Annotated in this window: 23 protein-coding genes and 1 tRNA gene; 13 read left to right on the top strand and 11 right to left on the bottom strand. The window is 66.1% G+C overall.

The window, feature by feature from the left end; genetic code table 11:
• Positions 1 to 126: 126 nt before the first annotated feature.
• On the bottom strand, positions 127 to 774 hold the full coding sequence (locus tag FBT96_RS04725) for a GntR family transcriptional regulator (RefSeq protein ID WP_055212675.1): 648 nt from the start codon (positions 772 to 774) through the stop codon (positions 127 to 129).
• A 30-nt stretch (positions 775 to 804) separates the two neighbouring features.
• The gene (locus FBT96_RS04720) at positions 805 to 1,503 is read right to left on the bottom strand and encodes a M48 family metallopeptidase (RefSeq protein ID WP_136905185.1); all 699 of its coding nucleotides are present in this window, start codon (positions 1,501 to 1,503) and stop codon (positions 805 to 807) included.
• Positions 1,504 to 1,619: 116 nt separating this feature from the next.
• Here FBT96_RS04720 and FBT96_RS04715 point away from each other — a divergent pair, with 116 nt between their 5' ends.
• Positions 1,620 to 1,949: an FYDLN acid domain-containing protein gene (locus tag FBT96_RS04715; protein WP_055212676.1), complete on the top strand. Its 330-nt coding sequence runs from the start codon at positions 1,620 to 1,622 to the stop codon at positions 1,947 to 1,949.
• Positions 1,950 to 2,145: 196 nt separating this feature from the next.
• Positions 2,146 to 2,221, top strand: a tRNA-Ala gene (locus tag FBT96_RS04710).
• Positions 2,222 to 2,821: 600 nt separating this feature from the next.
• Here FBT96_RS04710 and proS read toward each other — a convergent pair.
• On the bottom strand, positions 2,822 to 4,162 hold the full coding sequence (proS, locus tag FBT96_RS04705; RefSeq protein WP_136905184.1) for a proline--tRNA ligase: 1,341 nt from the start codon (positions 4,160 to 4,162) through the stop codon (positions 2,822 to 2,824).
• A gap of 271 nt (positions 4,163 to 4,433) precedes the next feature.
• Between proS and FBT96_RS04700 the strand changes: the two genes are divergently transcribed.
• From FBT96_RS04700 to FBT96_RS04685, 4 genes are all read left to right on the top strand, one after another.
• Positions 4,434 to 7,655: a beta strand repeat-containing protein gene (locus tag FBT96_RS04700; protein ID WP_136905183.1), complete on the top strand. Its 3,222-nt coding sequence runs from the start codon at positions 4,434 to 4,436 to the stop codon at positions 7,653 to 7,655.
• 278 nt (positions 7,656 to 7,933) lie between these two features.
• Complete coding sequence (locus FBT96_RS04695; RefSeq protein ID WP_136905182.1) at positions 7,934 to 8,563, top strand: outer membrane protein; 630 nt, start codon at positions 7,934 to 7,936, stop codon at positions 8,561 to 8,563.
• Between the two features lie 275 nt (positions 8,564 to 8,838).
• Positions 8,839 to 10,785: a threonine--tRNA ligase gene (thrS, locus tag FBT96_RS04690; RefSeq protein ID WP_136905181.1), complete on the top strand. Its 1,947-nt coding sequence runs from the start codon at positions 8,839 to 8,841 to the stop codon at positions 10,783 to 10,785.
• 367 nt (positions 10,786 to 11,152) lie between these two features.
• Positions 11,153 to 11,359 carry a cold-shock protein gene (locus FBT96_RS04685; protein ID WP_055212694.1) on the top strand — a complete coding sequence of 69 codons (207 nt, stop codon included), beginning with the start codon at positions 11,153 to 11,155 and terminating at the stop codon, positions 11,357 to 11,359.
• A gap of 88 nt (positions 11,360 to 11,447) precedes the next feature.
• On the opposite strand, the gene FBT96_RS04680 is transcribed toward FBT96_RS04685, so the two are convergent.
• From FBT96_RS04680 to FBT96_RS04665, 4 genes are all read right to left on the bottom strand, one after another.
• Positions 11,448 to 11,729 carry a helix-turn-helix transcriptional regulator gene (locus tag FBT96_RS04680; RefSeq protein WP_136905180.1) on the bottom strand — a complete coding sequence of 94 codons (282 nt, stop codon included), beginning with the start codon at positions 11,727 to 11,729 and terminating at the stop codon, positions 11,448 to 11,450.
• Positions 11,730 to 11,859: 130 nt separating this feature from the next.
• Positions 11,860 to 12,180 (bottom strand): arsenate reductase family protein, encoded by a 321-nt coding sequence (locus FBT96_RS04675; RefSeq protein ID WP_136905179.1) that lies wholly within the window; start codon positions 12,178 to 12,180, stop codon positions 11,860 to 11,862.
• Positions 12,177 to 12,860, bottom strand: a complete 684-nt coding sequence (locus FBT96_RS04670; protein WP_136905178.1) for an ABC transporter ATP-binding protein — start codon at positions 12,858 to 12,860, stop codon at positions 12,177 to 12,179. The genes FBT96_RS04675 and FBT96_RS04670 overlap by 4 nt, the downstream gene beginning before the upstream one ends.
• Positions 12,853 to 14,145: a lipoprotein-releasing ABC transporter permease subunit gene (locus FBT96_RS04665; protein ID WP_136905177.1), complete on the bottom strand. Its 1,293-nt coding sequence runs from the start codon at positions 14,143 to 14,145 to the stop codon at positions 12,853 to 12,855. Before FBT96_RS04665 ends, FBT96_RS04670 begins: the two co-directional genes overlap by 8 nt.
• 373 nt (positions 14,146 to 14,518) lie before the next feature.
• On the opposite strand from FBT96_RS04665, the gene FBT96_RS04660 reads away from it, so the two are divergent.
• The 7 genes from FBT96_RS04660 (at position 14,519) to FBT96_RS04630 (ending at position 22,403) form a co-directional block, all read left to right on the top strand.
• Complete coding sequence (locus FBT96_RS04660) at positions 14,519 to 15,655, top strand: PAS domain-containing protein (RefSeq protein WP_136905176.1); 1,137 nt, start codon at positions 14,519 to 14,521, stop codon at positions 15,653 to 15,655.
• Entirely contained in the window at positions 15,652 to 16,992 is a 1,341-nt protein-coding gene (locus FBT96_RS04655) for a sigma 54-interacting transcriptional regulator (protein ID WP_136905175.1), read from the top strand. Before FBT96_RS04660 ends, FBT96_RS04655 begins: the two co-directional genes overlap by 4 nt.
• Complete coding sequence (locus FBT96_RS04650) at positions 16,989 to 18,041, top strand: ABC transporter substrate-binding protein (RefSeq protein WP_136905174.1); 1,053 nt, start codon at positions 16,989 to 16,991, stop codon at positions 18,039 to 18,041. The genes FBT96_RS04655 and FBT96_RS04650 overlap by 4 nt, the downstream gene beginning before the upstream one ends.
• Before the next feature lie 87 nt (positions 18,042 to 18,128).
• Positions 18,129 to 19,229: an ABC transporter ATP-binding protein gene (locus tag FBT96_RS04645; protein WP_136905173.1), complete on the top strand. Its 1,101-nt coding sequence runs from the start codon at positions 18,129 to 18,131 to the stop codon at positions 19,227 to 19,229.
• The gene (locus FBT96_RS04640) at positions 19,226 to 20,095 is read left to right on the top strand and encodes an ABC transporter permease (RefSeq protein WP_136905172.1); all 870 of its coding nucleotides are present in this window, start codon (positions 19,226 to 19,228) and stop codon (positions 20,093 to 20,095) included. Before FBT96_RS04645 ends, FBT96_RS04640 begins: the two co-directional genes overlap by 4 nt.
• A gap of 9 nt (positions 20,096 to 20,104) precedes the next feature.
• The gene (locus tag FBT96_RS04635; RefSeq protein WP_136905171.1) at positions 20,105 to 20,887 is read left to right on the top strand and encodes an ABC transporter permease; all 783 of its coding nucleotides are present in this window, start codon (positions 20,105 to 20,107) and stop codon (positions 20,885 to 20,887) included.
• A gap of 16 nt (positions 20,888 to 20,903) precedes the next feature.
• Entirely contained in the window at positions 20,904 to 22,403 is a 1,500-nt protein-coding gene (locus FBT96_RS04630) for an aldehyde dehydrogenase (RefSeq protein WP_136905170.1), read from the top strand.
• Positions 22,404 to 22,427: 24 nt separating this feature from the next.
• Here FBT96_RS04630 and FBT96_RS04625 read toward each other — a convergent pair whose 3' ends face one another.
• The 4 genes from FBT96_RS04625 to FBT96_RS04610 are packed head-to-tail and all read right to left on the bottom strand — an operon-like array spanning position 22,428 to position 25,629.
• Complete coding sequence (locus FBT96_RS04625) at positions 22,428 to 23,159, bottom strand: aspartate/glutamate racemase family protein (protein ID WP_136905169.1); 732 nt, start codon at positions 23,157 to 23,159, stop codon at positions 22,428 to 22,430.
• Complete coding sequence (locus tag FBT96_RS04620; RefSeq protein WP_023922518.1) at positions 23,159 to 23,875, bottom strand: ABC transporter ATP-binding protein; 717 nt, start codon at positions 23,873 to 23,875, stop codon at positions 23,159 to 23,161. Before FBT96_RS04620 ends, FBT96_RS04625 begins: the two co-directional genes overlap by 1 nt.
• 3 nt (positions 23,876 to 23,878) lie before the next feature.
• Positions 23,879 to 24,661: an ABC transporter ATP-binding protein gene (locus tag FBT96_RS04615; RefSeq protein WP_023922516.1), complete on the bottom strand. Its 783-nt coding sequence runs from the start codon at positions 24,659 to 24,661 to the stop codon at positions 23,879 to 23,881.
• A complete protein-coding gene (locus tag FBT96_RS04610; RefSeq protein ID WP_136905168.1) occupies positions 24,658 to 25,629 on the bottom strand; it encodes a branched-chain amino acid ABC transporter permease in 972 nt (323 codons plus the stop codon). Before FBT96_RS04610 ends, FBT96_RS04615 begins: the two co-directional genes overlap by 4 nt.
• Positions 25,630 to 25,631 lie beyond the last annotated feature (2 nt).

The following is a 25,631-nucleotide window of genomic DNA, read 5'->3' as shown; positions in this document are numbered from 1 at the left end:
GAAGAAACTGCCACAGCTTCTTGGCACATTTGCGCGATCGGAGAATTGGCCGCAACCCGGCGCCCTTTTACCTTGGCGCAAATATCCCGGGGGGGCGTCCCGCAGGGACGGGGGGGCAGCGCCCCCCTAGCCGGTCAGATGCCGCAGGCCCTGCGTGACATCGGTGCGCACCGCCAGCCGCAGCCCCGGTTCGTCGCCCGCCCGCAGCGCCGCCAGAATCAGCCGGTGATGCCGCGGCGGCTCGGTGCGGGGGAACTTGCCGTGCAGCTGCCGCATCGTCGGGCCCAGCTGCAGCCAGACCGTTTCCAGCACGGCCAGCATCGCCGGGGCCTGGGCGCGCAGGTAAAGCGTGCGGTGGAATTCCAGATTGGTGCGGATATAGGCCACCGCATCGCGCCGCGCGACGGCCTCGGCATTCGCCGTGTTGATCGCGGACAGCCGGTCGATCAGCGCCAGATGCGCGCGGGGCAGGGCGCGCGAGGCCAGTTCCGGCTCGATCAGCGCGCGCAGCGCCGCCAGCTCCTCGATCCGCTCGTTCGTCAGCTCCGGCGTCGAGACCCGGCCCGAGGACGACAGCGTCAGCGCCCCCTCGGCCACCAGCCGGCGCAAAGCCTCGCGCACCGGGGTCATCGACAGGCCATATTGCTTGCCAAGGCCGCGCAGCGTCATCGCCTGGCCGGGCGCGAGCTCGCCGGTCAGGATCTGCTGGCGCAGGCTGCGGTAAAGCCGGTCATGCGCGGCGGTTTCGGTCGGTCGGGTCGCGGGTTGGGCCATGCCCCTTTGTGATCACGAATCCGGTCGCGGTCAATCCGTCAGACGGATCGCCTGCAGCGCCGCGCCGTTTTGTTTCAGCCAGGCCCGATGCGCGGCATAATCCGGGCAAAGCCGCGCCACCACCGCCCAGAAGGCCGGGGAATGGTTCATCTCGGCCAGATGCGCGACCTCATGCGCGGCGACGTAATCGAGCACCTCGGGCGGTGCCATGATCAGCCGCCAGCTGTAAGAGAGCGACCCATCGGGCGCGCAGGAGCCCCAGCGCGAACGGGTGTCGCGCAGCGTGATGCGCTTGAACGGGCGGCCAAGGGCTTTCGCATGGGTCTCGGTCGCGGCCTGCAACCGGATCCGGGCGCAGTGGCGCAAAAACGTCTCCAGCCGCGCGCCGAGCCGATCTTCGCCCGCGGGGACCAGCAGCCGGTCCCCCTCGCGTCTGGGTGCGCGCAAGGCCGCCGCCTCGATCCGCAGCGCCTGCCCCTCGAAGGGCAGAAGGTCGCCAAAGCCCGGACGGCTTTGCGCGGGCAGCTGCGAAAGCGTGCCGCGCAGCCAATCCGACTGCGCCGCGGCAAAGGCCACCGCCTCGGCCAGCCGGGCGCGGGCGGGCAGGGTCAGCGTCACCGCGCCGTCGATCCGGCTGACGCGCAGCGAAAACCGCCGCGCCCGGGCCGAGCGGCGCAGATGCACGGCGACACCGGGCAGATCGGGCAGGATCAGGGGGCTTTCGGTCATCGCGGGCTCTGGTCCGGCTGGAAGCGACAGGTTGCACGCGAAAAGGCTTTGACACCCCGCGGCGGTTGTGGCAGTTGGCTGCGACTCTGTGCGATAGAGCTTGCCAGGAGACTTCCATGCCGAAAGAGGATTGGGGCGTCAAGCGCCTCTGCCCGCATTGCGCGAGCCGGTTCTATGATCTGGCCAAAGACCCGATGACCTGCCCGGTCTGTTCGAACAGCTTCAGCCTTGAAAGCCTGACGGCCGCGGGCCGCAGCCGTGTGATGGTGTCCGACAAGGTTGCCCCGCGCGCGGCGGATCTTGATGTCGATGATCTGACCGATGACGATCTGGACGAAGACGGCGGCGACGTCGATCTGGACGACGATCTGCTCGAGGATGACGAGGACGACAACGTCTCGCTGGATGACATCGCCGATGTGGCGGGCGGCGAAGACGAAGCTTGAGTCGGCCCGAAAGGGGCGGATCACGGAAAAGACGGGACCGGGCGCGAGGGCAACTTCGCGCCTTTTCCTTTGCCGCAAGGGGGTTTTCAGGGGGCTGAAAAATTTTGCGACGAGGCGTGTTTTTTCCTCTTGCGCCCGTCGCTTGAGGTCCATATACACCGCTTCACGCAAGACGGAAACGTCAAGCGGACCCGGTGGGGTCATAGCTCAGATGGGAGAGCGCTTGAATGGCATTCAAGAGGTCCGGGGTTCGATTCCCCGTGGCTCCACCAAATAAAACAAAGACTTGAACGACAGTCGCCCCGCCTCGTGCGGGGCGTCGTCGTTTTCGGGGGGGCGAATGGGGCAGCTGGCGAGAGCTTCTGTCAGCTCGTTGCCGTGGCCCCTGCGCTGGTGCCGCTGCGTCGTTACCCGGGGGCGTTTCCGGTGCCTGTCTCCCCGCCGCCGATGCCGGATCGACGCCCCGCCGCGGGTGGGCTGGGGCGGGCGATCCGACCTCGAAGGGAACATGTCGCGTCGGCCAAGGCGCGCCGGTCTGGCCGCGGCGGAAGCCCCCGGCGGGCCGTCTCGGGCCCTGCGAGCGCGCTTGATCGTTGCCGCGGCAGGGCGCGGCGCATCGTGGCTTTTCGGCTTGGCGGCCGCAGAAGGGCCGCAGAAGGGCCGCAGAGGGGCCGCCGTCGATGATGGCGACGTGGCTCGGGTGCCGTCTGGGGCGGTTCTGTCAGAAGATGGTCCGCGGCTTGCGGCAAGGCGCCTGGATCACCGCGAAATCCGCGCTGCGTGGCGCGCGGGGCCGATCTCTGCCTGTGCGGAAATCGGCCCGGTCGGATCGCCGCTTGCGCCGCGATCCGGTTTTCAGAACGGCCGCGTCCTCAGCGATGCGCGGCGTAGATCTGCGCGATGCGGTCCACCGCCGCTTCGGCCGACATTTCCTCGCTTTCGCCGGTGCGGCGCGAGGTCACCTCGACGACGCCATTGCCCAGACCACGCGGGCCGACGGTGATCCGCCACGGCAGGCCGATCAGATCCATCGTGGCGAATTTCGCCCCCGCGCGTTCGTCGCGGTCGTCGTAAAGCGGATCGAGGCCCTGCGCCACCAGCGCCTTGTAGATCCCGGCGCAGGCCGCGTCGGTCGCCGCGTCGCCCTGTTTCAGGTTGACGATGCCGACATGGAAGGGCGTCACACCCTCGGGCCAGATGATGCCGCGCTCGTCATGGTTCGCCTCGATCAGCGCGCCCAGCAGCCGCGAGACGCCGATGCCGTGCGAACCCATCTCGACCGGCACGCGCGAGCCATCGGGGGTGACGACGGTGGCGCCCATCGCTTCGGAATATTTCGTGCCGAAGTAGAAGATCTGCCCGACTTCGATGCCGCGGCCGACGCAGCGGCGCTCTTCCGGGATTTCGTTGAACACCGCCGCGTCGTGGGTTTCGTCGGTGCGGGCGTAAAGCGTGGTGAATTCCTGACAGATCGCCGCCACCTGATCGCGGTCGTCGTAATCCACCGCCCGATTGCCCAGTTTCAGATCGGGCACCTGCGCGTCATAGAAGACCTCGGATTCGCCGGTCTGGGCAAGGACGAGGAATTCATGCGTGTTGTCGCCGCCGATCGGGCCCGAGGCGGCGCGCATCGGAATCGCGGTCAGCCCCATGCGCTCATAGGTGCGCAGATAGCTGACCATGTGGCGGTTGTAGGCATGCAGCGCGTCTTCGCGGGTCAGGTCGAAGTTGTAGCCGTCTTTCATGTAGAATTCGCGGCCGCGCATGACGCCGAAGCGCGGGCGGACCTCGTCGCGGAACTTCCATTGGATGTGGTAAAGCGTCAGCGGCAGATCCTTGTAGGACGAGACATGGGCGCGGAAGATGTCGGTGATCATCTCCTCGTTCGTCGGGCCGTACAGCATCTCGCGTTCGTGCCGGTCCTTGATGCGCAGCATTTCCTGACCGTAATCGTCGTAGCGGCCGGATTCCCGCCACAGATCGGCCGGTTGCAGCGTCGGCATCAGAAGCGGAATGTGACCGGCGCGGATCTGTTCCTCGTGCACGATCTGCTCGATGCGCTTGAGCACCTTGAAGCCGAGCGGCAGCCAGGAATAGATCCCCGCCGCCTGCTGCTTGATCATGCCTGCGCGCAGCATCAGCCGGTGGCTGACGATCTGCGCCTCGGCGGGGTTTTCCTTGAGAACGGGGAGGAAGTAGCGGGAAAGGCGCATGGACAAGCCTCGGCACAGGGTTTCGTTGCGCAAGTGGGTAGTGGAAACGGCGTCGCGGGGCAAGATGGGCCGGGGCCACCGCGGGCCGGGCGCGCGCCGCCGCGGTGCCGGACCTGTCCAAAAAGACAGCCGTCACACGCCGGAAACGCGATCTTGTCGCAGTCGGGCCATGGCGGATCGGGTGTATCCTGTGACCGTCGTCCGTAACCCAATGGACAAGGCCAATTCCGGCTGACGTCATGCTGCACAGCGGACGAAAGAGGAGGAGACCATGGCTATTACTGGACTTCCCGTCACCGGTGGCAACAATACCGTGACCGTCACGCCAACCGGGATCTACAGCGTCAATGCCGAGGGGGGCGTCGACACGCTGGTGGTGAATTACGCGGCGCTCACCAGCGACATCATCTATGAATATGCGGGCAACGGCTTTTATCGCTTCACCGATTATCTCGCGTCCAGCATCGATTTCTACAACTTCGAGCGCTTCATCCTGCGCGGCGGATCGGGGGATGACGACCTGCGCGGGGCCAATGACGTCGACCAGCTTTACGGCGGGGCCGGGGCCGACAGCCTGACCAGCGGGCTCGGTGCCGACACGATCGACGGCGGCGCGGGGGTCGACCGCTGGACCGCCGGTTACGGCGCCGTCACCGGCAATGTGCTGATCACGCTCTCTGCCGATCCCGCGATCACCCAGCTGGTCGCGGCCACCGGCGCCCGCTTCAGCCAGATCGAGACGCTCTCGATCACCACCGGCATCGGCGATGACGCGATCAACACCTCGGCCTTTGTCGGCAATGATGACATCTCGACCGGCAACGGCAGCGATCAGGTCAACGGCGGGCGCGGCATCGACTGGGTCAATGGCGGCGACGGCACCGACATCCTGATCTTCGACTGGTCCGCGATCACCGATCCGAGCTTCGCGATCCGCAATTCCTATGTCTCGAACGGCTGGTATCGCTATGCGGCGCTCAGCGGCGATCAGGTGAACTACATCAACTTCGAGCGCTATTTCCTGACCGGCGGCGCGGGCAACGACTGGCTCTCGGGCGCGGGGCTGGCCGACCGGCTGACCGGCAATGGCGGCAATGATACGCTGATCGGCGGCACCGGGGCCGACACCGTCGCGGGCGGCGCCGGGATCGACCTGTGGCAGGTCGACCTGTCCGACATCGAGGCGAACACCACGGTCAGCCTGATCAGCCAGACCAGCAACACCGGCGCGGTGCTCAGCGGCATCGAACGGCTGACCTATACCGGCTCGGCCTTCGACGACACCGTCCTGGCGCAATCCGGGCGCTACAACGACAGCTTCAGCATGGGCGCGGGCGACGATTCCGTCACCACCGGCCGCGGCGTCGACGGCGCCAATGGCGAGGCGGGCGAAGACCTGCTGGTGATGAACTGGTCGGCCATCACCGATGCCACCCAGGGGATCAGCCGCAACTATGTCTCGAACGGCTGGTATAGCTTCAGCGCGGCCAGCGGCGACCGTCTGGATTACATCAACTTCGAACGCTTCTTCCTGACCGGCGGGGCGGGCAGCGACTATCTGCTTGGCGCGGCGCTGAACGACCGGCTGGTCGGCAATGGCGGCGATGACACGCTCTCGGGCGGCGGCGGGGTCGACGTGATCACCGGCGGCGACGGCGTGGACCTGTGGGAGGCGAACCTCTCGGAACACGAGACCAACGTCACCATCAACTTCCAGACCCAGACCACGAATTACGGTGCGGTGATCAGCGGGCTGGAACGGCTGAATTACACCGGCACCGCGATGCGCGATCTCATCACCACCCGCAGCGGCGCTTATGACGACACCCTCTATCTGGGCGCGGGCAATGACAGCGCCGCGGTCTGGCGCGGCGTCGATGCGGTCAATGGCGCCGAGGGCGAGGACACGCTGATCCTCGACTGGTCGGGCATCGCCGGGGCGACGCAGGGCATCACCTACAGCTATGTCTCGAACGGCTGGTATCGCTTCAGCTCGACCAGCGGTGATCGGGTCGATTTCATCAACATCGAGCATTACGACATGACCGGCGGCGCGGGCCATGACAGCCTGGTCGGCGGCGCGATGACCGACACTTTGCGCGGCGGCGCGGGCAATGACACGCTGGACAGCGGCGCCGGGCGGGCGGTGATCGACGGCGGCGCGGGCACCGACCTGTGGCGGGCGGATCTGTCGGCGATCTCGGCGGGGCTGCGCTTCAGCGCGACGGCCAGCCAGACCGCGGCGCAGGCGACCGGCTCGGGCTGCGACGTGCGCAACATCGAACAGGTCAGCCTGACCGGCGGCGCCGGGGCCGATCTGATCGACACCACCGGCCAAAGCGGCAACGACTGGTTCGCGGGCAATGCGGGCAATGACACCGTCTCGCTCGGGCTGGGTCAGGACGGGTTCGACGGCGGCGCCGGGGTCGATCTGCTGATCCTCGACTATTCCGCCAGCACCGAGGCGATCCAGAGCCGCTACACCTCGAACGGCTGGAACCGCTACGGCGAACAGGGCGACGCGCATTTCCTCGACTACATCAACGTCGAGCGCTTCAACGTGACCGGCGGCGCCGGGGCCGACACGCTGATCGGCGCCGGGGCGGCCGACACGCTGACCGGCGGCGCGGGCAATGACTGGCTCAATGGCGGGGCCGGGGCCGACGCGATCAACGGCGGCGCGGGCGTCGACACTTGGCAGGCCAGCTATGCGGGCGCGACGGTGGTGATCGGGCTGACGCTGAGCGCGACGGGCGCGGCCACGGTGAGCGGGGCGGGCACGGTCCTGACCGGGATCGAGGCGGTCTCGCTGACCACCGGGCAGAATGCCGACATCGTCAACCTCTCGGCGGGGACCGGCAATGACGCGGTGGCGACGAACGAGGGCAACGACACCGTCAATCTGGGCCGCGGCCGGTCGGAATGGGCGGATGGCGGCGCGGGCAGCGACAGCCTGACGCTGAACGCCTCGCTGGCGACGGCGGGGCTGCGGATGGATTACGTCTCGAACGGCGCCTATCACATCTATGCCGCCGACGGCAGCTATGATGCGACCTTCAACAACTTCGAGACCTACAACATCGTCGGTTCGGCCCGCAACGACCGGCTTTACGCCTTTGGCGGCAACGACCGGATCAGCACCGGCGCCGGCAATGACATCCTGAACGGCGGCGACGGCAACGACACGCTGCTCGGCGGCGCGGGGGCGGATGTGTTCCAGTTCACCAACCTTTACGGCTGCGGCATCGACACGATCGCCGATGGCGCCATCGGCGACCGGCTGCGGCTGAGCGGGCTGACGCTGACCGGCATCAGCAACGGCGCGGGCACGACGCTTGGCGCCGGGCAGATCGCCGTCTCCGCCGCGGGCGGGGTGACGACGCTGGCGATCGGCCTGGACGGCACCGCCGGGGCGGATCTGACGATCCGGCTGACGGGCACCTTCACCGCGGCCGATTTCAGCCTCTCGGGCAGCGACGTCATCTTCATCTGACGCGCTCCGTCTCGCCCGGGGATGTCCCGGGCGGGGCTTTGCCGCCTCATCACCGGGCCTGCCCGCGATCTGCGGATCCACACCGGATCGTGAGCCCGTCCCGGCCCCGAACCGATTGAAAACAAAGCCCGCGCCGCAAGGCCGCGGGCTTTTTCCTCACGTCCCGGGCACGGGCTCTTGAGCGAACGTGTTTCGATGTTCCCGGTCAAAATATTGAACTTGTTCGGAAAAATGCAAATCTTGCGGGCATGACGCATCTTTGCTGAAGGAAGAGTAAGATGAAAAAGCTCAGTGTTGCGATCGCCGCGATGGCCAGCCTCGCCGCCCCCGCCTTTGCCGGTGGCCTCTCCGCGCCCGTGGTCGAAAGCGAACCGACGGTGGCGGCGACCCCGGCGCCCGCGCCCGTGCAAGCCTGGGACGGGTTCTATGCCGGTATCACCGGCGGCTCTGTCACCGGCGGCGGCGCGAGCTACACGCCCGACGGCACCGCCTTTGGCATGGGCCGCGGCAGCTACGGCGTGATGGGCGGCTACAATCTGCAATCGGGCGCGCTCGTCTACGGTGGCGAGATCGCGGCTCAGGCCACCGACTTCAACCTCGATGGGGCGCCGGGCAAGTTCGACAACATGATCGACCTGAAGGCCCGCGCCGGGATGGCCTATGGCAAGGCGCTGCCCTATGCCTTCGTCGGCTATTCGCGCGGCGACTGGAAGAACGGCGATGGCCAGACGAACGGCGCGGCCGACGGCATGAACTACGGTCTGGGCGTCGATTACGCGGTGAACGACAAATGGTCGGTCGGTGCGGAACTGATGCGCCGCGAGCTCAGCACCGATTTCAACGGGTCTGCGCGCAGCATCGACACCAATTTCAACACCGTGCAGGTGCGCGCGGGCTTCCGGTTCTGAGCCGGAGCGCTTGCGACACACCGGGGAGGGGGGCTCTGCCCCCCGTCCTTTCAGGACTCCCCCCGGGATGTTTGCACCAAGGTGAAACAACGCCCTTTCACCTTGGTGCAAATATCCCGGGGGGTGAATTGGCCGAAGGCCAAGAGGGGGGCAGCGCCCCCCTTTTGCCTGCGCAAAAGCGCCACGGTTGACACGCCTGCCGCCGCGTCGCATAGACCGTTCATCATAACCCGCAACCGGGCGCTTTGTAGCCGCCAAACCGACGAGGAGGACGCATGTCCCAAATCTCCCTTTCCTTTCCCGATGGCGCGAAGCGCGATTACCCCGCAGGGGTGACGGCGGCCGAAGTGGCGGCCTCGATCTCGCCCTCGCTGGCGAAGGCGGCGATCTCGGCGAACCTCGATGGCGCGCATTGGGATCTGCAATGGCCGATCACGCGCGACGCCCGGATTTCGATCAACACGATGAAGGACCCGGTTCCGGCGCTGGAGCTGATCCGGCACGATCTGGCCCATATCATGGCCCGCGCGGTGCAGGAGATCTGGCCCGATGTGAAGGTGACGATCGGCCCGGTCCGCGATGCGGGCTGGTTTTACGATTTCGACCGCGCCGAGCCCTTCACCCCCGAAGACCTTGGCCAGATCGAAGCGCGGATGAAGCAGATCATCAACGCCCGCGAGCCGGTGAAGACCGAAGTCTGGTCGCGCGCCGATGCCATCGCGCATTACGAAAAATCGGGCGAGCCCTACAAGGTCGAGCTGGTGAACCGCATCCCCGAGGGGGAAGACCTGCGGATGTATTGGCACGGGAGCTGGCAGGATCTGTGCCGCGGCCCGCATCTGCAACACACGGGCCAGGTGCCCGCCGACGCCTTCAAGCTGACCCATGTCGCGGGCGCCTATTGGCTGGGCGACAGCACGCGGCCGATGCTGCAGCGCATCTACGGCATCGCCTTCCGCTCGCGCGATGACCTGAAAGCCCATCTGACCATGCTCGAGGAGGCCGCCAAACGCGACCACCGCAAGCTGGGCCGCGAGATGGACCTTTACCACATGCAGGAGGAAGCGCCGGGCCAGGTGTTCTGGCATCCGAACGGCTGGACCATCTACACCACGCTGCAAGATTACATGCGTCGCCGCCAGCGCGCCGACGGCTATGTCGAGGTGAACACGCCGCAGGTGGTGAACCGCAAGCTCTGGGAGGCCTCGGGGCACTGGGAAAACTACCGCGAGAACATGTTCATCGTCGAAGTCGATGAAGAGGGCGCGCGGGAAAAGGTGATCAACGCGCTCAAGCCGATGAACTGCCCCTGCCATGTGCAGATCTTCAACGTCGGGCTGAAATCCTACCGCGATCTGCCCTTGCGGATGGCGGAATTCGGCTCCTGCGCGCGGTATGAACCCTCGGGGGCGTTGCATGGCATCATGCGGGTGCGCGGCTTCACGCAAGACGACGCGCATATCTTCTGCATGCCCGATCAGATCGAGGCGGAAACGAAGAAATTCATCGAATTCCTGTCCGCCGTCTATGCCGATCTGGGCTTCGACACATGGCGCATCAAGCTGTCGACCCGGCCGGAAAAGCGGATCGGGACCGAGGAAAGCTGGGATCATGCCGAAGCCGCGCTGGCCAATGCCGTCACCGCGGCCGGGCATGAATACGAGATTTTCGAGGGCGAGGGGGCGTTTTACGGGCCGAAGCTCGAATTCGTGCTGACCGATGCGATCGGGCGCGACTGGCAATGCGGCACGCTGCAGGTGGACCCGAACCTGCCCGAGCGGCTCGATGCGAATTACATCGGCCCCGACGGCGCGAAACACCGCCCGATCATGCTGCACCGCGCCTGTCTGGGCAGCTTCGAGCGCTTCATCGGGATTCTGATCGAATCGCATGCGGGCAAGCTGCCGCTGTGGCTGGCGCCGCGGCAGGTCGTCGTCGCCTCGATCACCTCGGAGGCCGATGATTACGTCGAAGAGGTCGCGGCGACGCTGATCGCGGCGGGGATTCGCGCCGAATGCGACACCCGCAACGAAAAGATCAACTACAAGGTCCGCGAGCACAGCCTGGGCAAGGTGCCCTATATCTTCGCCATCGGCGCGAAAGAGGTCGAGACGCGCACCGTTTCGGTCCGCCGTCTGGGCGATACCCGCACCGAGACGGTGGCGCTGGATGCGATCGTCGCTGCGCTGAAGGCCGAGGCGACACCGCCCGATCTGCGCTGAAATCGCCGCCTGAACGACCGGGACGCCATGGGGAAACCTGTGGCGTTCCTGCATTTTCAAGCCCTGCGCGGCTATGGCGCGGGGCGCGCGGAAGGGGCGGCTGTTTTGGCTTTGTTCCGGCTTTTGGCCGTCTGACAACACCCTGAAACTATTCCATCTTCAACTTGGGGATGCAAAAATGTCGCAGCCTTTGAAATCAGCGCCTGCGGCGCTTTGGCCGTTGATTTTTGGACGGTCTATGGCACGCTTCCCTTCGCGTGAACTGGACTTTCCTACCGCTCCCTTTTCGGGGCAGCCGGAAGACACTGGAAGACCTGGCTGCACGTCCGGGGGCAATGTCGCCCCAGGCCAATACGAGGAGAGAGACATGGCTACCGGAACCGTGAAATGGTTCAACACCACCAAGGGCTACGGGTTCATCGCCCCCGATGGTGGTGGCAAGGACGTCTTCGTCCACATCTCGGCGGTGGAACGCGCCGGGCTGAAGTCGCTCAGCGACAACCAGAAGATCAGCTTCGAACTGATCTCGGGGCGCGACGGCCGCTCGTCGGCGGGCGATCTGAAACTTCTCTGAACGACGCTCCTGCCGTCGAGAAGGCCCGCGGCGCCCACGCGGGCTTTTTTCTTTTCCGGGGTGTCTCAGTCTTGCAGATCGCCTGCGCTCAGTCTTGCAGATCGCCGACCCCAAGCCCCAGCGAGGCCGCCAGTGCGACCAGCTCCAGCCGGCTGGGGGTGTGACGCCGCGCTTCGATCGCGGTGATGGTTTCGGGATCGACGCCCGATTCCCGGGCAAGATCGCTCACGCTCATCCGGGCGGCGCGGCGCCAGGCCATCAGCGGCGAGGCCCCCGCACTGATCCATGCGAGCTGTGTCCAGAAGCTTTGCGACTGGGAACGGATTTCCTCGCGCGGGATTTCTATCCGCGGCTTCGGAATTGCGGTCATGACGTCCTGCCTGTATCTCGCCTCTTCCCCATGGGAAAAGTAGCGCGAAAAGGCGCGCCATCCTATCGTCCAGAAGTTATAAGATGTCGCAACTTTGAGATTACTTGGACGCGTCGGAGGTAAGAAAGAGTTATAATTGAGCCATTTGCGCGGCAGCGTCCCAGCCCAGCGTCAGGCTGTCGCCACGGATCACCGGCCGTTTCATCAGCGTCGGATGGGCGCGCAAAAGGGACTCGATCGGCGCGTCGCGCTCGGCTTCCGACAGCGCCCGCCAGGTGGTCGAGCTGCGGTTGATCAGCTTGTCGCCAAAGGCCGCGATGAATTCCGCGATCTCGGCCTCGGTCAGCGGCTCTTTGCGCACATCGCGCAGCACCGGCGCCTTGCCCGCCGCCGTCAGCGCCGCCAGCGCCTTTTGCACCGTGCCACAGGTCTTGATGCCGTAAACGATCATTTTGCCTCCACCAGTTGCCCGTCGCTCAGCCGCAACACCCGGTCCATCCGCGCCGCAAGCTCCAGGTTGTGCGTCGCGATCAGCGCCGAAAGCCCGGTCGCCCGCACCAGCTCCATCAGCGCCGAGAACACGGTTTCCGAGGTGGTCGGGTCAAGGTTGCCGGTGGGCTCGTCGGCCAGAAGCAGGGCAGGGCGGTTCGCCAGCGCCCGGCAAAAGGCCACGCGCTGCTGTTCCCCCCCCGAGAGCGCCGAGGGCCGGTGCCCGGCGCGCGCCGCCAGCCCGACGCGGGCGAGCAATTCCTGCGCCCGCGCCTCGGCCGCCTTGCGCGCGGTGCCATTCGCCAGCTGCGGCAGGACGATGTTTTCCAGCGCGGTGAATTCCGGCAGCAGATGGTGGAACTGATAGACAAAGCCCAAAGCCTCGCGCCGCGCCGCGGTGCGGGCCGCGTCCTTCGCCCCGGTCAGATCCTGCCCGTTCACGATCACCCGGCCGGAATCAGGCGTGTCCAGAAGCCCGGCGATATGCAGAAGCGTCGATTTCCCCGCCCCCGAGGGCGCGACAAGCGCCACCACCTGCCCGCGCGGAATGACCAGAGAGGCCCCGCGCAGAACGATGATTTCATTCGCCTTGCCGCGGTTGTAACCCTTTTCGAGCGCATCAAGCCGCAACACCTCATTCATAGCGCAGCGCCTCCACCGGGTTCAGCCGCGCCGCCCGGCGGGCCGGAAAGATCGTCACGACGAAGCTGAGGCCAAGCGCCAGAAGCACGGCCTTGGCGACGTCCCAGGGCAGCAGTTTCGCGGGCAATTCATAGATGCCGCGGATCGACGGATCCCAGGCGCCACCGCCGCTGACCCAGTTCACCGCCTCCATCACATGGCTGATGTTGAGCGCGAAAAGCACCCCCAGCCCGACGCCCAGCGCCGTGCCTATGGTGCCGGTGAACGCCCCGCAGAGGAAAAACACCCGCATCACCGAGCCCTCGGTCAGCCCCATGGTGCGCAGAATGCCGATGTCGCGGCCCTTGTTCTTCACCAACATGATCAGCCCCGAGGTGATGTTCATCGTCGCGATCAGCACCAGCACGGACAGGATGACGAACATCACGTTGTCCTCCATCGTCAGCGCGCGCAGGAACGAGCCCGAGGCATCGCGCCAGCTCCACAACATCGTGCCCGCGCCCCCCGCCGCGATCAGCTGCGGCGTCAGGTCATCGACCCGTTCGGGGTCTTTCACCATCACCTCGATCTCGTCGGCGCCGCCCTCGCGGTTGAAGAAGCTCTGCGCCTCGGCGAAGGGCATGTAGATGCGGGTGCGGTCGATGTCCCAGCGCCCGGCGGTGAAGATGTAGACGACGGTATAGGCATTCACCCGCGGCGAGACGCCGAAGGGGGTCTTGACCCCGTTCGGAGAGATCAGCTTGACCGTGTCGCCCGCCGCCACGCCCAGTTCCCGCGCCAGTTCCGAGCCCATGGCGATGCCCTGACCGAAGCTTTCGATTTCCCCGTCGATCTGCGTCGATTGCGCGACGCGGGGGATGGTCATCAGGTTTTCGTAAGAAATCCCATAGACTTCCGCGACGTTCGAGCGGTCGTTCATCGTCGCCATCACCTGGCCCCGGATCAGCGGCGCGGCCCGGGTGACGCCCGGCACCTGCGCCAGCCGCGCCGCGCGGTCGGCGTAATCGGGCATCAGGCTGGAAAAGATCCCGGTCTCGGGCGCGACTTCCATCGGCGCGGAATAGACGGTGACATGGGCGTTCGATCCCAGGATCGTGTCGACGAATTCGGCGCGAAAGCCCGCGCGCACGGCCAGCGTGATGATCAGCGCGGCGACGCCGAGCATGATGCCGATCAGGCTGATCCAGGTCATCACGCTGACGCCGCCCTCGGCGCGGCGGGCGCGCAGGTAGCGCCAGGCGATCAGGAATTCGAAGCCGGAAAACGGCGCGGTGCGTGTGGCCATGGATCGCTCCCAAAAGTCGGCGCAAGCTGGCCTCTGGGCGGCCAAAGGTCAAGGCAAGATGCGTAAAGATGCCGCGAGGGGGCCGTCGGCTGCGACGAATCCCCCCCGCAAGGCGCCTTGGGGCGCTGCGCTGCGGCCTGGCGATGGCGCGCGGTTTCGGCGCCGCAGCGGGGCCAGGCGGCCTGCGCCATCGTCCCCCGGTGCCGGATTTTCAGCCTTTTCCTGTCTTTGATCCGGATGAAAATGCAAAATCGCAACGCAATATGCGCAAGAGTGCAGCGAAATTCCAAAAACGCGGGACAAGCGCGCAATTTCGATTGCCGGTGCGGCGGGAGGTCGCATCCTCGGGGGATCACCCCTGACAGACGGCCAGATGACACAGATTTCTTCCCCCTTTGCCGAACTGCCGATGCCGGTGCTGGCGCTGTCCGCGCCCGGCACCGCGCAGCCCGCCAACCCCGCGGCCGCGCTTTGGCTGGCCGGGCGGGGCATGGCGGCCGGGGGGCGGCTGGCCGATCTGTTCCCCGCGGCCAGCGCCGACCGGCTGCAGGCGATCATCGCGGGCGCCGATTGGGAACCGCTCGCTTTTTCGGCCCGGGTGCTGGGCGAGGACAGGCCCGCCGTGCTGCAATGCGCGCAGCGCGCCGGGGGTGGGCTGTGGCTTTTCGTGATGCGCCTGACCGAGGCGGTGCCCGCGGCCTTTGCCGATCAGCTCGACCGCGTCGAGATCCTGTCGCAGATGATCGATGCCGCCCGCGACGCCTGCTGGTGCATCGATTTCCTGGACCCGGTCGATCTGCGCCGCCCCGAGGAAGAGATCGTCGATCAGGTGTTTCGCAACCGTGCGCGCTGGCGGGCCTGCAACGATGCGATGGCGGCGCTTTATGCCGTGCCCGCGGATCAGGATTTCAACACCCAGCCGGTCAGCCGCTACTTTCCCGAAACGCCGGTGAACCGGGCGATGATCCGCGATCTGGTGCACATGGGCTATCGGCTGGATGGTGCGCAGGCGATCGACCAGCGCCATGACGGCACGCCGATGCTGGTGGAAAACGATTTCCGCGCCCTGATCCGCGATGATCAGCTGATCCGGCTTTGGGGCACCACCCGCGACATCGGGCCAAGCCGCGCCCGCGAACGCGCGATCAGCGCCGAGGCCGAGGTGATGCGCGACATTCTGGGCGCCGTGCCCGATCCGATCTTCGTTCTGTCCGAGGCGGGGCTCATTTTGGCGACGAATGCGGCGGCCGACCGTGCGCTGGGCGGCAGCGGGCTGCTGGGCGCGCCCTTCGACAGCCTGGCCGCGACGCGGCACGCCTTTGAGCGGCTGTGCAGCGCGGCGTTGGACGACAGCGAGGCGGAGACCGAACTCGCCCTGCGCGAGCCCGATCAGCCCCGCGCGGCCTGGCTTTTCCGGGTCACGCTGATGCCCGAGGGGCCGCGCCGCTACGTGCTGCGCGGCCGCCGCAAGACCGCGCGACGGCGCGCATCCGCGGGGGAACCGGCATGAGGTTTTATCGCAGCGAACCGCAGGCCGGGCTGGGGCGGCGCCGTCCGGGCTTCATCGACGATCCCGGCTTTCCAAGTTTTCTCAACGGGTTGACCGATGGCGCGGCGCTGGTCGAGCTGGATGGCCGGATCCGGCTGGTGAATGCGCCGATGGAGCGGCTCTTGCGCGCGAGCCGGGCCGATCTGCTGGGCGCGGATCTGGCGCGGCCTTTGCGCGGCACCGGGCGGCTGGCGGCCGAATTGTCCGAGGGGCTGATCCGGCTGCGGCGGACCGAGACCACGGGCACCTTGCCCTCGGGGCGGGCGGTCAGCGCGCAGCTCTCGATCCTGCGGCAGGACGACGATCCCTATGCCGCGCTGGTGACGCTGCGCGAGTTGGGCGCGCATCCGGTGGCCAGCCCCGCGCGCGGGCAGTTCCGTCTGGCCCGCGATCTGGCCCCGCAGGCGCCCTTTGTCACCAGCCCGGCGCGTCAGGCGCTGGCCGGGCAGCTTGACGCCGCTTTGGTGCAGGGGCTGGCGGTGCATCTTTCGGGCGAGACCGGCACCGGCAAGACGACGCTTCTGACCCGCGCATTGGCCGGGCAGGGGGCGCCGGTGGCGACGATCTCCTGTGCCGCGCTCGATGCGGCGACCTTCGACGCCGAATTGTTCGGCACGGGCGCCACCGATCCGGGCCGCATCGGCCGGATCGAGGCGGCGGCGGGCGGCACGCTTGTCCTTGAGGCGGTCGATCTGCTGCCCCCCGCGCTGGCCGGGCGGCTGCTTGCGACGCTTGATGTGGTGCTGGAAACGGGCGGCACAAGGATCCTGTCCACCGCCACGCGCCCGCTCTGGCCGCTGTGCGCGGCGGGCAGGCTGCCCGAGGCGCTTTATTTCCGGCTTTGCGGGCTGAGCCTGACCCTGCCGCCCTTGCGCGACGACCCCGCCTTTCTGGTGCCGCTGCTGGACGCCTGGCTGGCCGAGATCAACCGCGCCCGGCCGCAGCCGCTGGCGCTTTCGGCGCGTTTCGTCAAGGCGCTGGCCGCGCGTCCGCTGCCCGGCAACCTGCGCGAAGTGATCGCGGCTCTGCGCCGCGCCGCGCTTTTGGCCGAAACCATGGCCGAGCCCGCGCAGCTGCCGCCGGTGCAGGACACCGCCCCGCCGCGGAGCCCCGATCGGACGGGGCTGCCGCTCAAGGATCTGGTCCGGGCGTTTGAAATCCGGACCATCGAGAATTCCGTGGCCGACCACGGAAGCAAGCGAAGCGCCGCCAAGGCGCTCGGCATCGATGTCGCGACCCTGATCCGCAAGATGAACAGGTCACGCGACACGCAACCAACAAGGAGTGAAGACACATGACTGGGAGACGGACCGCGCGGGCGCTGACCGCGTTTGCCCTGGCCGCCCTGCCGCTTGCGGCCGCGGCGGGCGAATTGAACATTCTCACCTGGGAGGGCTATGCCGACCCCGCCTTCCTCAAGCCCTTCGAGGAAGCCTCGGGCTGCACCGTCAGCGCCACCTATGTCGGCTCGAACGACGATTTCGCGGCGAAGCTTGCGGCGGGCGGTGGCGTCTATGACGTCATCACCCCCTCGCTTGACACGGTGGCGATGATGCGGCTGGCGGGTTTCGTCGATCCGGTCGACACCGCGGCGGTGACCGGCCTCGACGGCATCTATCCCGAATTCGCCAAACATCCCGAAATCGTGGTCGAGGGCGAAACCTGGGCCGTGCCGCTGATCTGGGGCTCGGTCTCGGTGATCTACCGCCCCGACAAGGTGACCGGCACGCCGGACTCGATCGGCGTTCTGTTCGACCCGGCCTACAAGGGCAAGATCTCGCTTTGGGACGACAAATCGGCGATCTACTGGACGGCGCGCTATCTGGGCTTTCCGAACATCTTCGATCTGAGCGACGCCGAGTTGGAGGCGGTCAAGGCCAAGCTGATCGAGCAAAAGCCGCTGATCCGCAAATACTGGTCCAGCGCGGGCGAGCTGACGGATCTGATGGCGAACAACGAAGTCTGGGTCTCGAACGCCTGGACGGGGCTCACCAGCAAGGATGTGAACGCGCTTGGCAAGGGCTTCACCGTGGCCGAATTCTCGCCCCGGGAAAAGGCCGAGGGCTGGATGGATTCGATGATGCTCGTCAAGGGCACGCCGAACCAGGACTGCGCCGCGAAATTCATGTCCTACATGCAATCGCCCGAGGGTCAGTGCGGCATCGCCAAATCGACCGGCTATTTCCCGGTGAACCCGGGCGCCGTGGGCGGCTGCATGGATGCGGCGATGAAGGCAGAGCGCAAGGTCGACAACATCGACTTCGTGAAAAGCCTGGTGATGTGGCAGCAGCCGGTGCGGCTCGACAAGTATCTTGAAGTCTGGAACGCGGTGAAAGCGGCGCCCTGAGGCCCATTCCCCACCGTCCTGCACCCAGATCTGCGGCCCCGGCCAAGCCCCGGGGTCGCCCCCTTCCGCATCGCACAGGATTGGCCCATGTCCTCACGCCCTATCGTGACGCTCGACGGCGTCACCAAATCCTTCGGCAGTTTCAAGGCGCTGCATGAAACCAGTTTCTCCATTGGCGAAGGCGAATTCGTCACGCTGCTGGGCCCCTCGGGCTGCGGCAAGACGACGACGCTGCGGCTGATCGGCGGCTTCGAGCTGCCCAGTTCCGGCAAGATCGGCATTGCCGGGCAGGATGTGACGACCAATCCGCCCTATCGCCGCCCGGTGAACACGGTGTTTCAGGATTACGCGCTGTTTCCGCATATGACGGTGGCGGAAAACGTCGCCTACGGGCTGACCGTGCGCGGTTCGACTGTGGCGCGGTCCGACATTCCCCGGCAGGTGGCCGAGGTGCTTGAAATGGTCGGGCTGACGCAGATGGGGACGAAACGCCCCGGCGCGCTATCGGGCGGGCAAAAGCAGCGCGTGGCGATGGCGCGGGCGCTCATCCGCAAGCCGCGGGTGCTGCTGCTCGATGAGCCGCTTTCGGCGCTCGATGTGAAACTGCGCGAGGTGATGCAGGTCGAACTGAAGCGGCTGCACCGGGAATTGGGCATCACCTTTCTCATGGTCACGCATGATCAGACCGAGGCTTTGGCGCTGTCGAACCGGATCGTGGTGATGGAGGCGGGGCGGATCCGCCAGATCGGCACGCCGAACGATCTGTATGACCGCCCGGCCACGCCCTATGTCGCCGATTTCATTGGCGCGACGAACCTGATCGAGGCGCATTACGCCGGGCGCGAGGCCGAATTCGACGTGATCACCCTGCCGGGCGGGGGGGTGTTGCGCCGCAAAACCGCGGGCAATGGCGGTTTCCATCCGGGCAGCGCGGTGCTGATCGGCATCCGCCCCGAACATCTGCGCCCCGCCACGGGCGACAATCTGGTGCAGGGCAGGGTGGTCGACACGCTGTTTCACGGCGACAGCATAAGGCTGGAATTCCTGCCCGATGGCGCGGTGCAACCGGCCTTTGCGCAGCTTTCGCGGGGCTCCTCGCTTTCCGCCGATGCGCTGCTGCCGGGCCAGCCGATCCGCTTTGCCGTCGCCCCCGAGGATGTGATGCTGTTTGCCAAGGTGGCCGCATGAGACGCCCCGCCTCCTCGATGCTGCTGACGGCGGGGCTTTTCGCGCTGCCGCTGGGCTGGGCGCTTCTGCTTCTGATCGTGCCCTATCTGCTGATGATCGCGGTCGGCTTCTGGACCCGGCAATTCCCGCTTTTCGTGCCCGACTTTCAGTTCGGCAACTACCTGCAGCTCTTTTCAGACCCGCAATACACGACGGTGATCCTGCGCACGCTGAAGATCGCCGCGATGGTGACGGGTTGCGCGCTGATCCTGGGCTATCCGCTCGCTTATTTCCTGGTCTTCACCATCCGCTCCGACAAGCTGCGCAATCTGATCTACATGGCGGTGATCGTGCCGCTCTGGGTCAGCTACCTGCTGCGCGCCTATACCTGGAAGATCATTCTGGGCACCGATGGCGCGCTCAATTCCGCGCTGATCTGGCTGGGCCTGATCGACACGCCGCTGGATGCCTTCCTTTACAACCAGACCGCGATGGTGATCACGCTCACCTATATCTTCGTGCCCTTCATGGTGATGCCGATCTATTCGGTGCTTGAAAACATCCCCAAGGGGCTGATCGAGGCCTCGGAAGACCTTGGCATCGGGCCTTTGGGCACCTTTCGCCACGTGATCGCGCCCTTGTCGCTGGGCGGTGTCGTGGCGGGGTCGATGATGACCTTTTGCCTGAGTTTCGGCGATTTCGTCGCCCCGGTGCTGGTCGGCGGCCCCGACGGGACGATGGTGGCGAACCTGCTGCAAACGCAATTCGGCGCGGCGCTGAACTGGCCGCTGGGCTCGGCGCTCGCCACGCTCGTGCTGATCATGGTGCTGGCGATCCTGGGCGTGACCGGCTGGGCCGAACGCGCCTCGGCGCGCAATCTGCGATAGGGGGCGGTGATGAAACAGCTTTTGTGGTGGCAAAAGGGGATGGTCGGCTTCGTCTTCGGCGTGCTCGCCTTCCTGTACCTGCCGATCGTCGTGCTGGTGGTGTTTTCCTTCAACGACAGCAAGGTGACCTCCTTCCCGCTGTCGGGCTTCACCTGGCACTGGTATCAGGCGGTCTTCGCCAATGCGCAGATGCTGACGGCGCTGAAAAACAGCCTGATCGTCGCCACCTGCGCCACCGGCCTGACGCTGAGCATCGGCACCTTGGCGGCGTTGGTCCTTGACCGGCACGACTTCCCGGGCAAGGGGCTGTTCCGCAATGCGATCTTGCTGCCGCTCAGCCTGCCGGGGCTGGTGACCGGCATCGCGATGCTGAACTTTTACAAGCAGATCGGCATTCCCCAAAGCCTGACCGCGGTGGTGATCGGCCATGCGACGGCGCTTTTGGGCGTGGTGGTCAGCCAGGTGATGGCGCGGCTCGCAAAGACCGATCACCGGCTGCTGGAAGCCTCGGCCGATCTGGGGGCAGGGCCGGTCGAGACCTTCTTTCGCGTCACCCTGCCCGCGATCCGGCCGGCGATCCTGGGCGCGGGGCTTTTGTCCTTCACCCTCTCCTTCGACGAGATCCCGGTGACCTATTTCCTGACCGGGCGCGACATCACCCTGCCCATCTACATCTATTCCACGCTGCGCCGTGGCATCACCCCCGAGATCAACGCCATCGGCTCGCTGATCGTTCTGGTCTCGCTTCTGCTCATCATCCTCTCGGTCGGGCTGCTGCGCGACCGCAAATAACCACAGGGAGAGAAAAATGACCGATACCACCTTGGCCTATTGGCAGGGGCTTGCCGAAAAGCTGACGCTGCGCACCCGCCATTTCATCGGCGGCGACTATCTGCCCTCGGCCGATGGCCGCACCTTCCAGACGATCAACCCCGCGAATGGCGCCGTCCTGGCCGAGGTCGCCCGCGGCGGTCAGGCCGAGATCGACCTGGCCGTGTCGGTCGCCCGCAAGGTCTTTCGCTCCGGCGTCTGGTCAAAGATGGAGCCGCGCGCCCGCATGGCGGTGCTGGAGAAATTCGCCGCGCTGATCGAGGCGCATGGCGAGGAATTCGCCGTCCTTGACAGTCTCGACATGGGCAAGCCGGTGATGGACATGATGAACATCGACGTGCCCTTCTCGGCCACCTCGATCAAGTTCTTCGGGGAATCGATCGACAAGTTCCACGGTCAGGTGACGGCGACGGCGACCACCGCGCTGCATTACATCCTCAATCAGCCGCTTGGCGTTGTCGGCATCATCACGCCCTGGAACTATCCGCTGATGATGGCGGCGTGGAAGCTGGGCCCGGCGCTGGCCACCGGCAATTCGGTGGTGCTGAAACCGGCCGAGCAGTCGCCGCTTTCGGCCTGTCTGCTGGCCGAGTTGTTCATCGAAGCGGGCGGCCCGCCCGGGGTTCTGAACGTTGTCCACGGTCTGGGCGAGGAGGCGGGCAAGGCGCTTGCGTTGCACATGGATGTCGACAAGATCGCCTTCACCGGCTCGACCGAGGTCGGCAAGCTTCTGATGATCTATGCCGGTCAATCGAACATGAAGCGCGTCTCCACCGAATGCGGCGGCAAGACCCCGCAGATCATTCTGGGCGACTGGGACGATCTGGACACCGCCGCGACCTATGCGGTGAACGGCATCTTCGGCAATCAGGGCGAGGTCTGCAATGCGGGCTCGCGCATCCTTGTGGCGCGGGAGTTGCACGACGCCTTTGTCGAAAAGTTCATCGCCACCGCGCAGCAGAACTTCGTCGTCGGCGATCCGCTGGATCCGGCGACGACGATGGGGCCCTTGGTCACCACCGACCAGCAGGCCCGCGTTCTGGGCTATATCGACAAGGGCCGCGCCGAGGGGGCGACACTGGCGCTGGGCGGTGGCACGCCCGCGGGCCTGTCGCACGGCGCCTATGTCGAACCGACGCTGTTCACCGGGGTCAACAATGCGATGACCATCGCGCGCGAGGAAATCTTCGGCCCGGTCGGCACGATCATCCCGATCGACGGGCTCGAAGACGGGCTCGAAATCGCCAATGACTCGCCCTATGGGCTGGCCGCTTCGGTCTGGACCCGCGATCTGGCCAAGGCGCATACCTTCGGGCGTGACATGGAAGCGGGCGTGTGCTGGGTGAACTGCTTCGATCACGGCGACATGACCTCGATCTGGGGCGGCTTCAAGCAGACCGGCAACGGCCGCGACAAGTGTTTCGAGGCGCTGTCGCAATATACCCAGACGAAATCGGTCTGGATCAATCTGGGCTGACAGATCCGGCCCGGCCCGTCCCGGTTACGGGGCGGGCCCACGCTCGACATTGACCGGCGCCGACTTGTCGAACCGCGGCGGCGCATAGCCCCCCAGCCGCGAGGTGGCCAGACCGAGCCGCACCATCCCCTCGGCCAGGGCCACGGCGCAGACGACGCCATCGAGCACCGGCAGCCCATGCGCCTGCGACAGCGCCCGGGCCAGATCGGTCATGCCCGCGCAGCCCAGCACGATCGCCTCGGCCCGGTCCTCAAGGATCGCCCGCGCGACTTCGTGGCCGATGCGCGCACAGGCGTCGCTGAGCGGGTCTTCCAGATCCAGCACCGGAATTTCCGAGGCCCGCACCCGGGCGCAGCGCGTGGCCAGACCGTAACGGGCCAGATTGTGCGAGATCGCCGGAACCGACCGGCCCAAAGTGGTGACGACGGAAAAGCTGTTCGACAGCATCGCCGCCATGTGAAAGGCCGCCTCGCCGATGCCGATCACCGGCTTGTCGGTCAGGCAGCGCGCGGCATCCAGCCCGGTATCGTCGAAACAGGCGATGATCACCGCGTCATAATCCGACCGCCCGCCGATCACCTCCAGCAGACCGGCCAGACTGATCGCCTCGTCGTAATAGCCCTCGATCGAGGCGGGGCCGCTGCCCGGATTGACGGCAAGGATCTCGGTCCCCGGCGCGGCCACCCGACGCGCGGCGGCGCCGATCTTTTCCGTCATCGTGGCGGTGGTGTTGGGATTGATCACCAGCAGTCGCATCAGATGTCTCCGCCCAGATAAGCCGCCTTGATGCGCGGGTCGTGCATCAGATCCTTCGACGCGCCCGAGAGCGCCACGGTGCCGGTCGAGAGCGCATAGGCGCGCGCGGAAATCGACAGCGCCATGCGGCTGTTCTGCTCGACCAGCAGCACCGACACGCCCTCGTCGCGGCTGATCGCCACGATCGACCGCGCGATGTCCTGCACCAGCTTCGGCGCGATGCCCAGCGAGGGCTCGTCGAGCAAAAGCAGCTTCGGCGCCGCCATCAGCGCGCGGCCGATCACCATCATCTGCTGCTCGCCCCCCGAGAGCGTGCCCGCCTGCTGGCCATAGCGTTCCTTCAGCCGCGGAAACCGGGTCAGGACGGCCTCGAGCGAACGCGCGATCCCGGCCTTGTCGGAGCGGGTGAAGGCGCCCATCAGCAGGTTGTCCTTGACCGACATCAGCGGAAAGACGCGCCGCCCCTCGGGCACCATGGCGATGCCCATTTTCACGATCTCGGCGGGGGATTTGCCGTCGATCCGCGCGCCGCGATAGGTGATCGTGCCCGCGCGCGGTTTGCGCAGCCCTGTGATCGCGCGCAGGATCGAGGATTTCCCCGCCCCGTTCGCGCCGATCAGGGCCACCGTCTCGCCCTCGGCCAGGTTGAGCGACACGCCCTTGAGCGCATAGACGTGATCGTAATAAAGTTCGATGTTTTCAAGGCTCAGAAGCATGTCTTACATCCCGATCGCAGCATCTTCCGAGCCCAGATAGGCCTCGATCACGCGCGGATTTTCCTGAATTTCCGCGGGCGTGCCCTCGGCGATCTTTTCGCCGAAGTTCAAGACCACGATCCGGTCCGATATCTTCATCACCGCCGGCATGTCATGTTCGACCAGAAGCACGGTCACCCCGCGTTCATCGCGCAGCCGCCGCACCAGCGCCACCATCCGCATCGTCTCGTCATGGTTCATCCCGGCGAAGGGCTCGTCGAGCAGCAACACCGAGGGGTTGGTGGCGAGGCCAATCGCCATGCCCAGCGCGCGCAGATGCCCCTGCGGCAGGTTCGACGCCAGCTCGCCCGCAATCGGCGCAAGGCCCAGAAAGCCGATGATCTCGTCGGCCGAGGCGGCAAAGGCGGTCTCGTCCGCCCGCGCGGCACTTGATCCGAAAAAGAACCCGGCGAGCGTCGCCCGGGCGCGCAGGTGATGCGCGACGATGACGTTTTCGCGCAGCGTCATGGCGCGGAAGATCGTCGTTTCCTGAAAGGTCCGCACGACGCCCTTGCGCGCCACCGCATGCGGCGAGAGGTTCGAGATGCGTTCGCCGCGAAACAGCACCTCTCCGGATGTGGTGCGCAGGAAGGACGAGATCATCTTGAACAGCGTGGATTTCCCCGCGCCATTCGGGCCGATGACGGAAAGGATCTCGCCCTCGGCGACGTCGAAGCTGATGTCATTGTTCGCGACCAGCCCGTCGAAGCGCTTGGTGACGTTGCGGATTTGCAGGATCGGGGTCATGGCTTGTCCTTTTTCCGCAACATCGCGGGCAGGCTGAGCAGGCCGTTCGGCACGACCAGCATCGCGGCGATCAGCAGCGTCGAATAGATCAGCATCTGGTATTTCGCGGCGGCAAAGAGCAGCGACCAGCCGAAGTAAAGAACGAGCGTGCCCAGCATCGGACCGAAGACGAAGCCAAGCCCGCCCAGGAAGCAGTTCAGCATGAAGTTGACGCTGTCGGCGACCTGAAAGGACGAGGGATAGATCGACTGCGAGATCACCACGAAGCCCGCCCCGGCGATGCCGCCCATGAACGACGAAATCGCATAGGCCAGCACCCGCAGGAACGCGATGTTGACGCCGATCGAAGCCGCCAGATCCTCGTTTTGCTGCAAGGACCGGAACAGATGCCCCAGCCGCGACCGGGTGATGCGCCAGAGCACCAGATAGGCAAGGCACATCAGCGTCACGGCCATCAGGTAAAACGCCAGTTTCGGGTTTTCGAGCGTGGCGAAATCGGGGATCAGGGTCAGGCCGAAGACCGACACCTCGCCCGGCAGCGGGATCGAGGTGATGCCGCGCGCGCCATTGGTGATCGGCAGGGCCAGCGCCGAAAGCCGGGCGACCTCGGTCAGAACCAGCGTCACCATCGAGAAATAGACGCCCCTCAGCCGCAGGATCGGCAGGCCTATCAGCACCGCCAGCGCGGCGCAAAAAAGCCCCGCCAAGGGCAGCGTGGCCCAGAAGTTGACCCCCGCCCTGGTGATCAGGATGGCGGCGACATAGCCGCCCGCCAGCGCATAGGCGCCCTGACCGATGTTGATGCGGCCGATGTAGAAGGTCAGCCAGACCCCGGCCGAGCCGATCGACAAAAGCGCGACCGAAGTCAGCGTGTAGTAGAAATCCCACCGGCCGGTGAGGCTGATCAGCCCCGGCACGCCGATGTAAAGCGCCAGCAGGAAGGCGGCGAGGGAAACGGCACGGATCATGG

It is taken from the genome of Rhodobacter capsulatus (assembly GCF_005144475.1).
In the GTDB taxonomy this organism is placed as follows: domain Bacteria; phylum Pseudomonadota; class Alphaproteobacteria; order Rhodobacterales; family Rhodobacteraceae; genus Rhodobacter; species Rhodobacter capsulatus_C.
This window is presented reverse-complemented; position numbering and strand designations above follow the sequence as displayed.

What these genes read in the sequence shown, in the direction of transcription:
- FBT96_RS04675 (WP_136905179.1), bottom strand. Translation starts at nt 12,180, where the DNA reads ATGATCGTTTACGGCATCAAGACCTGTGGCACGGTGCAAAAGGCGCTG.
- FBT96_RS04635 (WP_136905171.1), top strand. Translation starts at nt 20,105, where the DNA reads ATGAAACAGCTTTTGTGGTGGCAAAAGGGGATGGTCGGCTTCGTCTTC.
- FBT96_RS04640 (WP_136905172.1), top strand. Translation starts at nt 19,226, where the DNA reads ATGAGACGCCCCGCCTCCTCGATGCTGCTGACGGCGGGGCTTTTCGCG.
- thrS (WP_136905181.1), top strand. Translation starts at nt 8,839, where the DNA reads ATGTCCCAAATCTCCCTTTCCTTTCCCGATGGCGCGAAGCGCGATTAC.
- FBT96_RS04670 (WP_136905178.1), bottom strand. Translation starts at nt 12,860, where the DNA reads ATGAATGAGGTGTTGCGGCTTGATGCGCTCGAAAAGGGTTACAACCGC.
- FBT96_RS04625 (WP_136905169.1), bottom strand. Translation starts at nt 23,159, where the DNA reads ATGCGACTGCTGGTGATCAATCCCAACACCACCGCCACGATGACGGAA.
- FBT96_RS04700 (WP_136905183.1), top strand. Translation starts at nt 4,434, where the DNA reads ATGGCTATTACTGGACTTCCCGTCACCGGTGGCAACAATACCGTGACC.
- FBT96_RS04645 (WP_136905173.1), top strand. Translation starts at nt 18,129, where the DNA reads ATGTCCTCACGCCCTATCGTGACGCTCGACGGCGTCACCAAATCCTTC.
- FBT96_RS04720 (WP_136905185.1), bottom strand. Translation starts at nt 1,503, where the DNA reads ATGACCGAAAGCCCCCTGATCCTGCCCGATCTGCCCGGTGTCGCCGTG.
- FBT96_RS04680 (WP_136905180.1), bottom strand. Translation starts at nt 11,729, where the DNA reads ATGACCGCAATTCCGAAGCCGCGGATAGAAATCCCGCGCGAGGAAATC.
- FBT96_RS04695 (WP_136905182.1), top strand. Translation starts at nt 7,934, where the DNA reads ATGAAAAAGCTCAGTGTTGCGATCGCCGCGATGGCCAGCCTCGCCGCC.
- FBT96_RS04715 (WP_055212676.1), top strand. Translation starts at nt 1,620, where the DNA reads ATGCCGAAAGAGGATTGGGGCGTCAAGCGCCTCTGCCCGCATTGCGCG.
- FBT96_RS04665 (WP_136905177.1), bottom strand. Translation starts at nt 14,145, where the DNA reads ATGGCCACACGCACCGCGCCGTTTTCCGGCTTCGAATTCCTGATCGCC.
- FBT96_RS04620 (WP_023922518.1), bottom strand. Translation starts at nt 23,875, where the DNA reads ATGCTTCTGAGCCTTGAAAACATCGAACTTTATTACGATCACGTCTAT.
- FBT96_RS04685 (WP_055212694.1), top strand. Translation starts at nt 11,153, where the DNA reads ATGGCTACCGGAACCGTGAAATGGTTCAACACCACCAAGGGCTACGGG.
- FBT96_RS04725 (WP_055212675.1), bottom strand. Translation starts at nt 774, where the DNA reads ATGGCCCAACCCGCGACCCGACCGACCGAAACCGCCGCGCATGACCGG.
- FBT96_RS04655 (WP_136905175.1), top strand. Translation starts at nt 15,652, where the DNA reads ATGAGGTTTTATCGCAGCGAACCGCAGGCCGGGCTGGGGCGGCGCCGT.
- FBT96_RS04615 (WP_023922516.1), bottom strand. Translation starts at nt 24,661, where the DNA reads ATGACCCCGATCCTGCAAATCCGCAACGTCACCAAGCGCTTCGACGGG.
- FBT96_RS04610 (WP_136905168.1), bottom strand. Translation starts at nt 25,629, where the DNA reads ATGATCCGTGCCGTTTCCCTCGCCGCCTTCCTGCTGGCGCTTTACATC.
- proS (WP_136905184.1), bottom strand. Translation starts at nt 4,162, where the DNA reads ATGCGCCTTTCCCGCTACTTCCTCCCCGTTCTCAAGGAAAACCCCGCC.
- FBT96_RS04660 (WP_136905176.1), top strand. Translation starts at nt 14,519, where the DNA reads ATGACACAGATTTCTTCCCCCTTTGCCGAACTGCCGATGCCGGTGCTG.
- FBT96_RS04630 (WP_136905170.1), top strand. Translation starts at nt 20,904, where the DNA reads ATGACCGATACCACCTTGGCCTATTGGCAGGGGCTTGCCGAAAAGCTG.
- FBT96_RS04650 (WP_136905174.1), top strand. Translation starts at nt 16,989, where the DNA reads ATGACTGGGAGACGGACCGCGCGGGCGCTGACCGCGTTTGCCCTGGCC.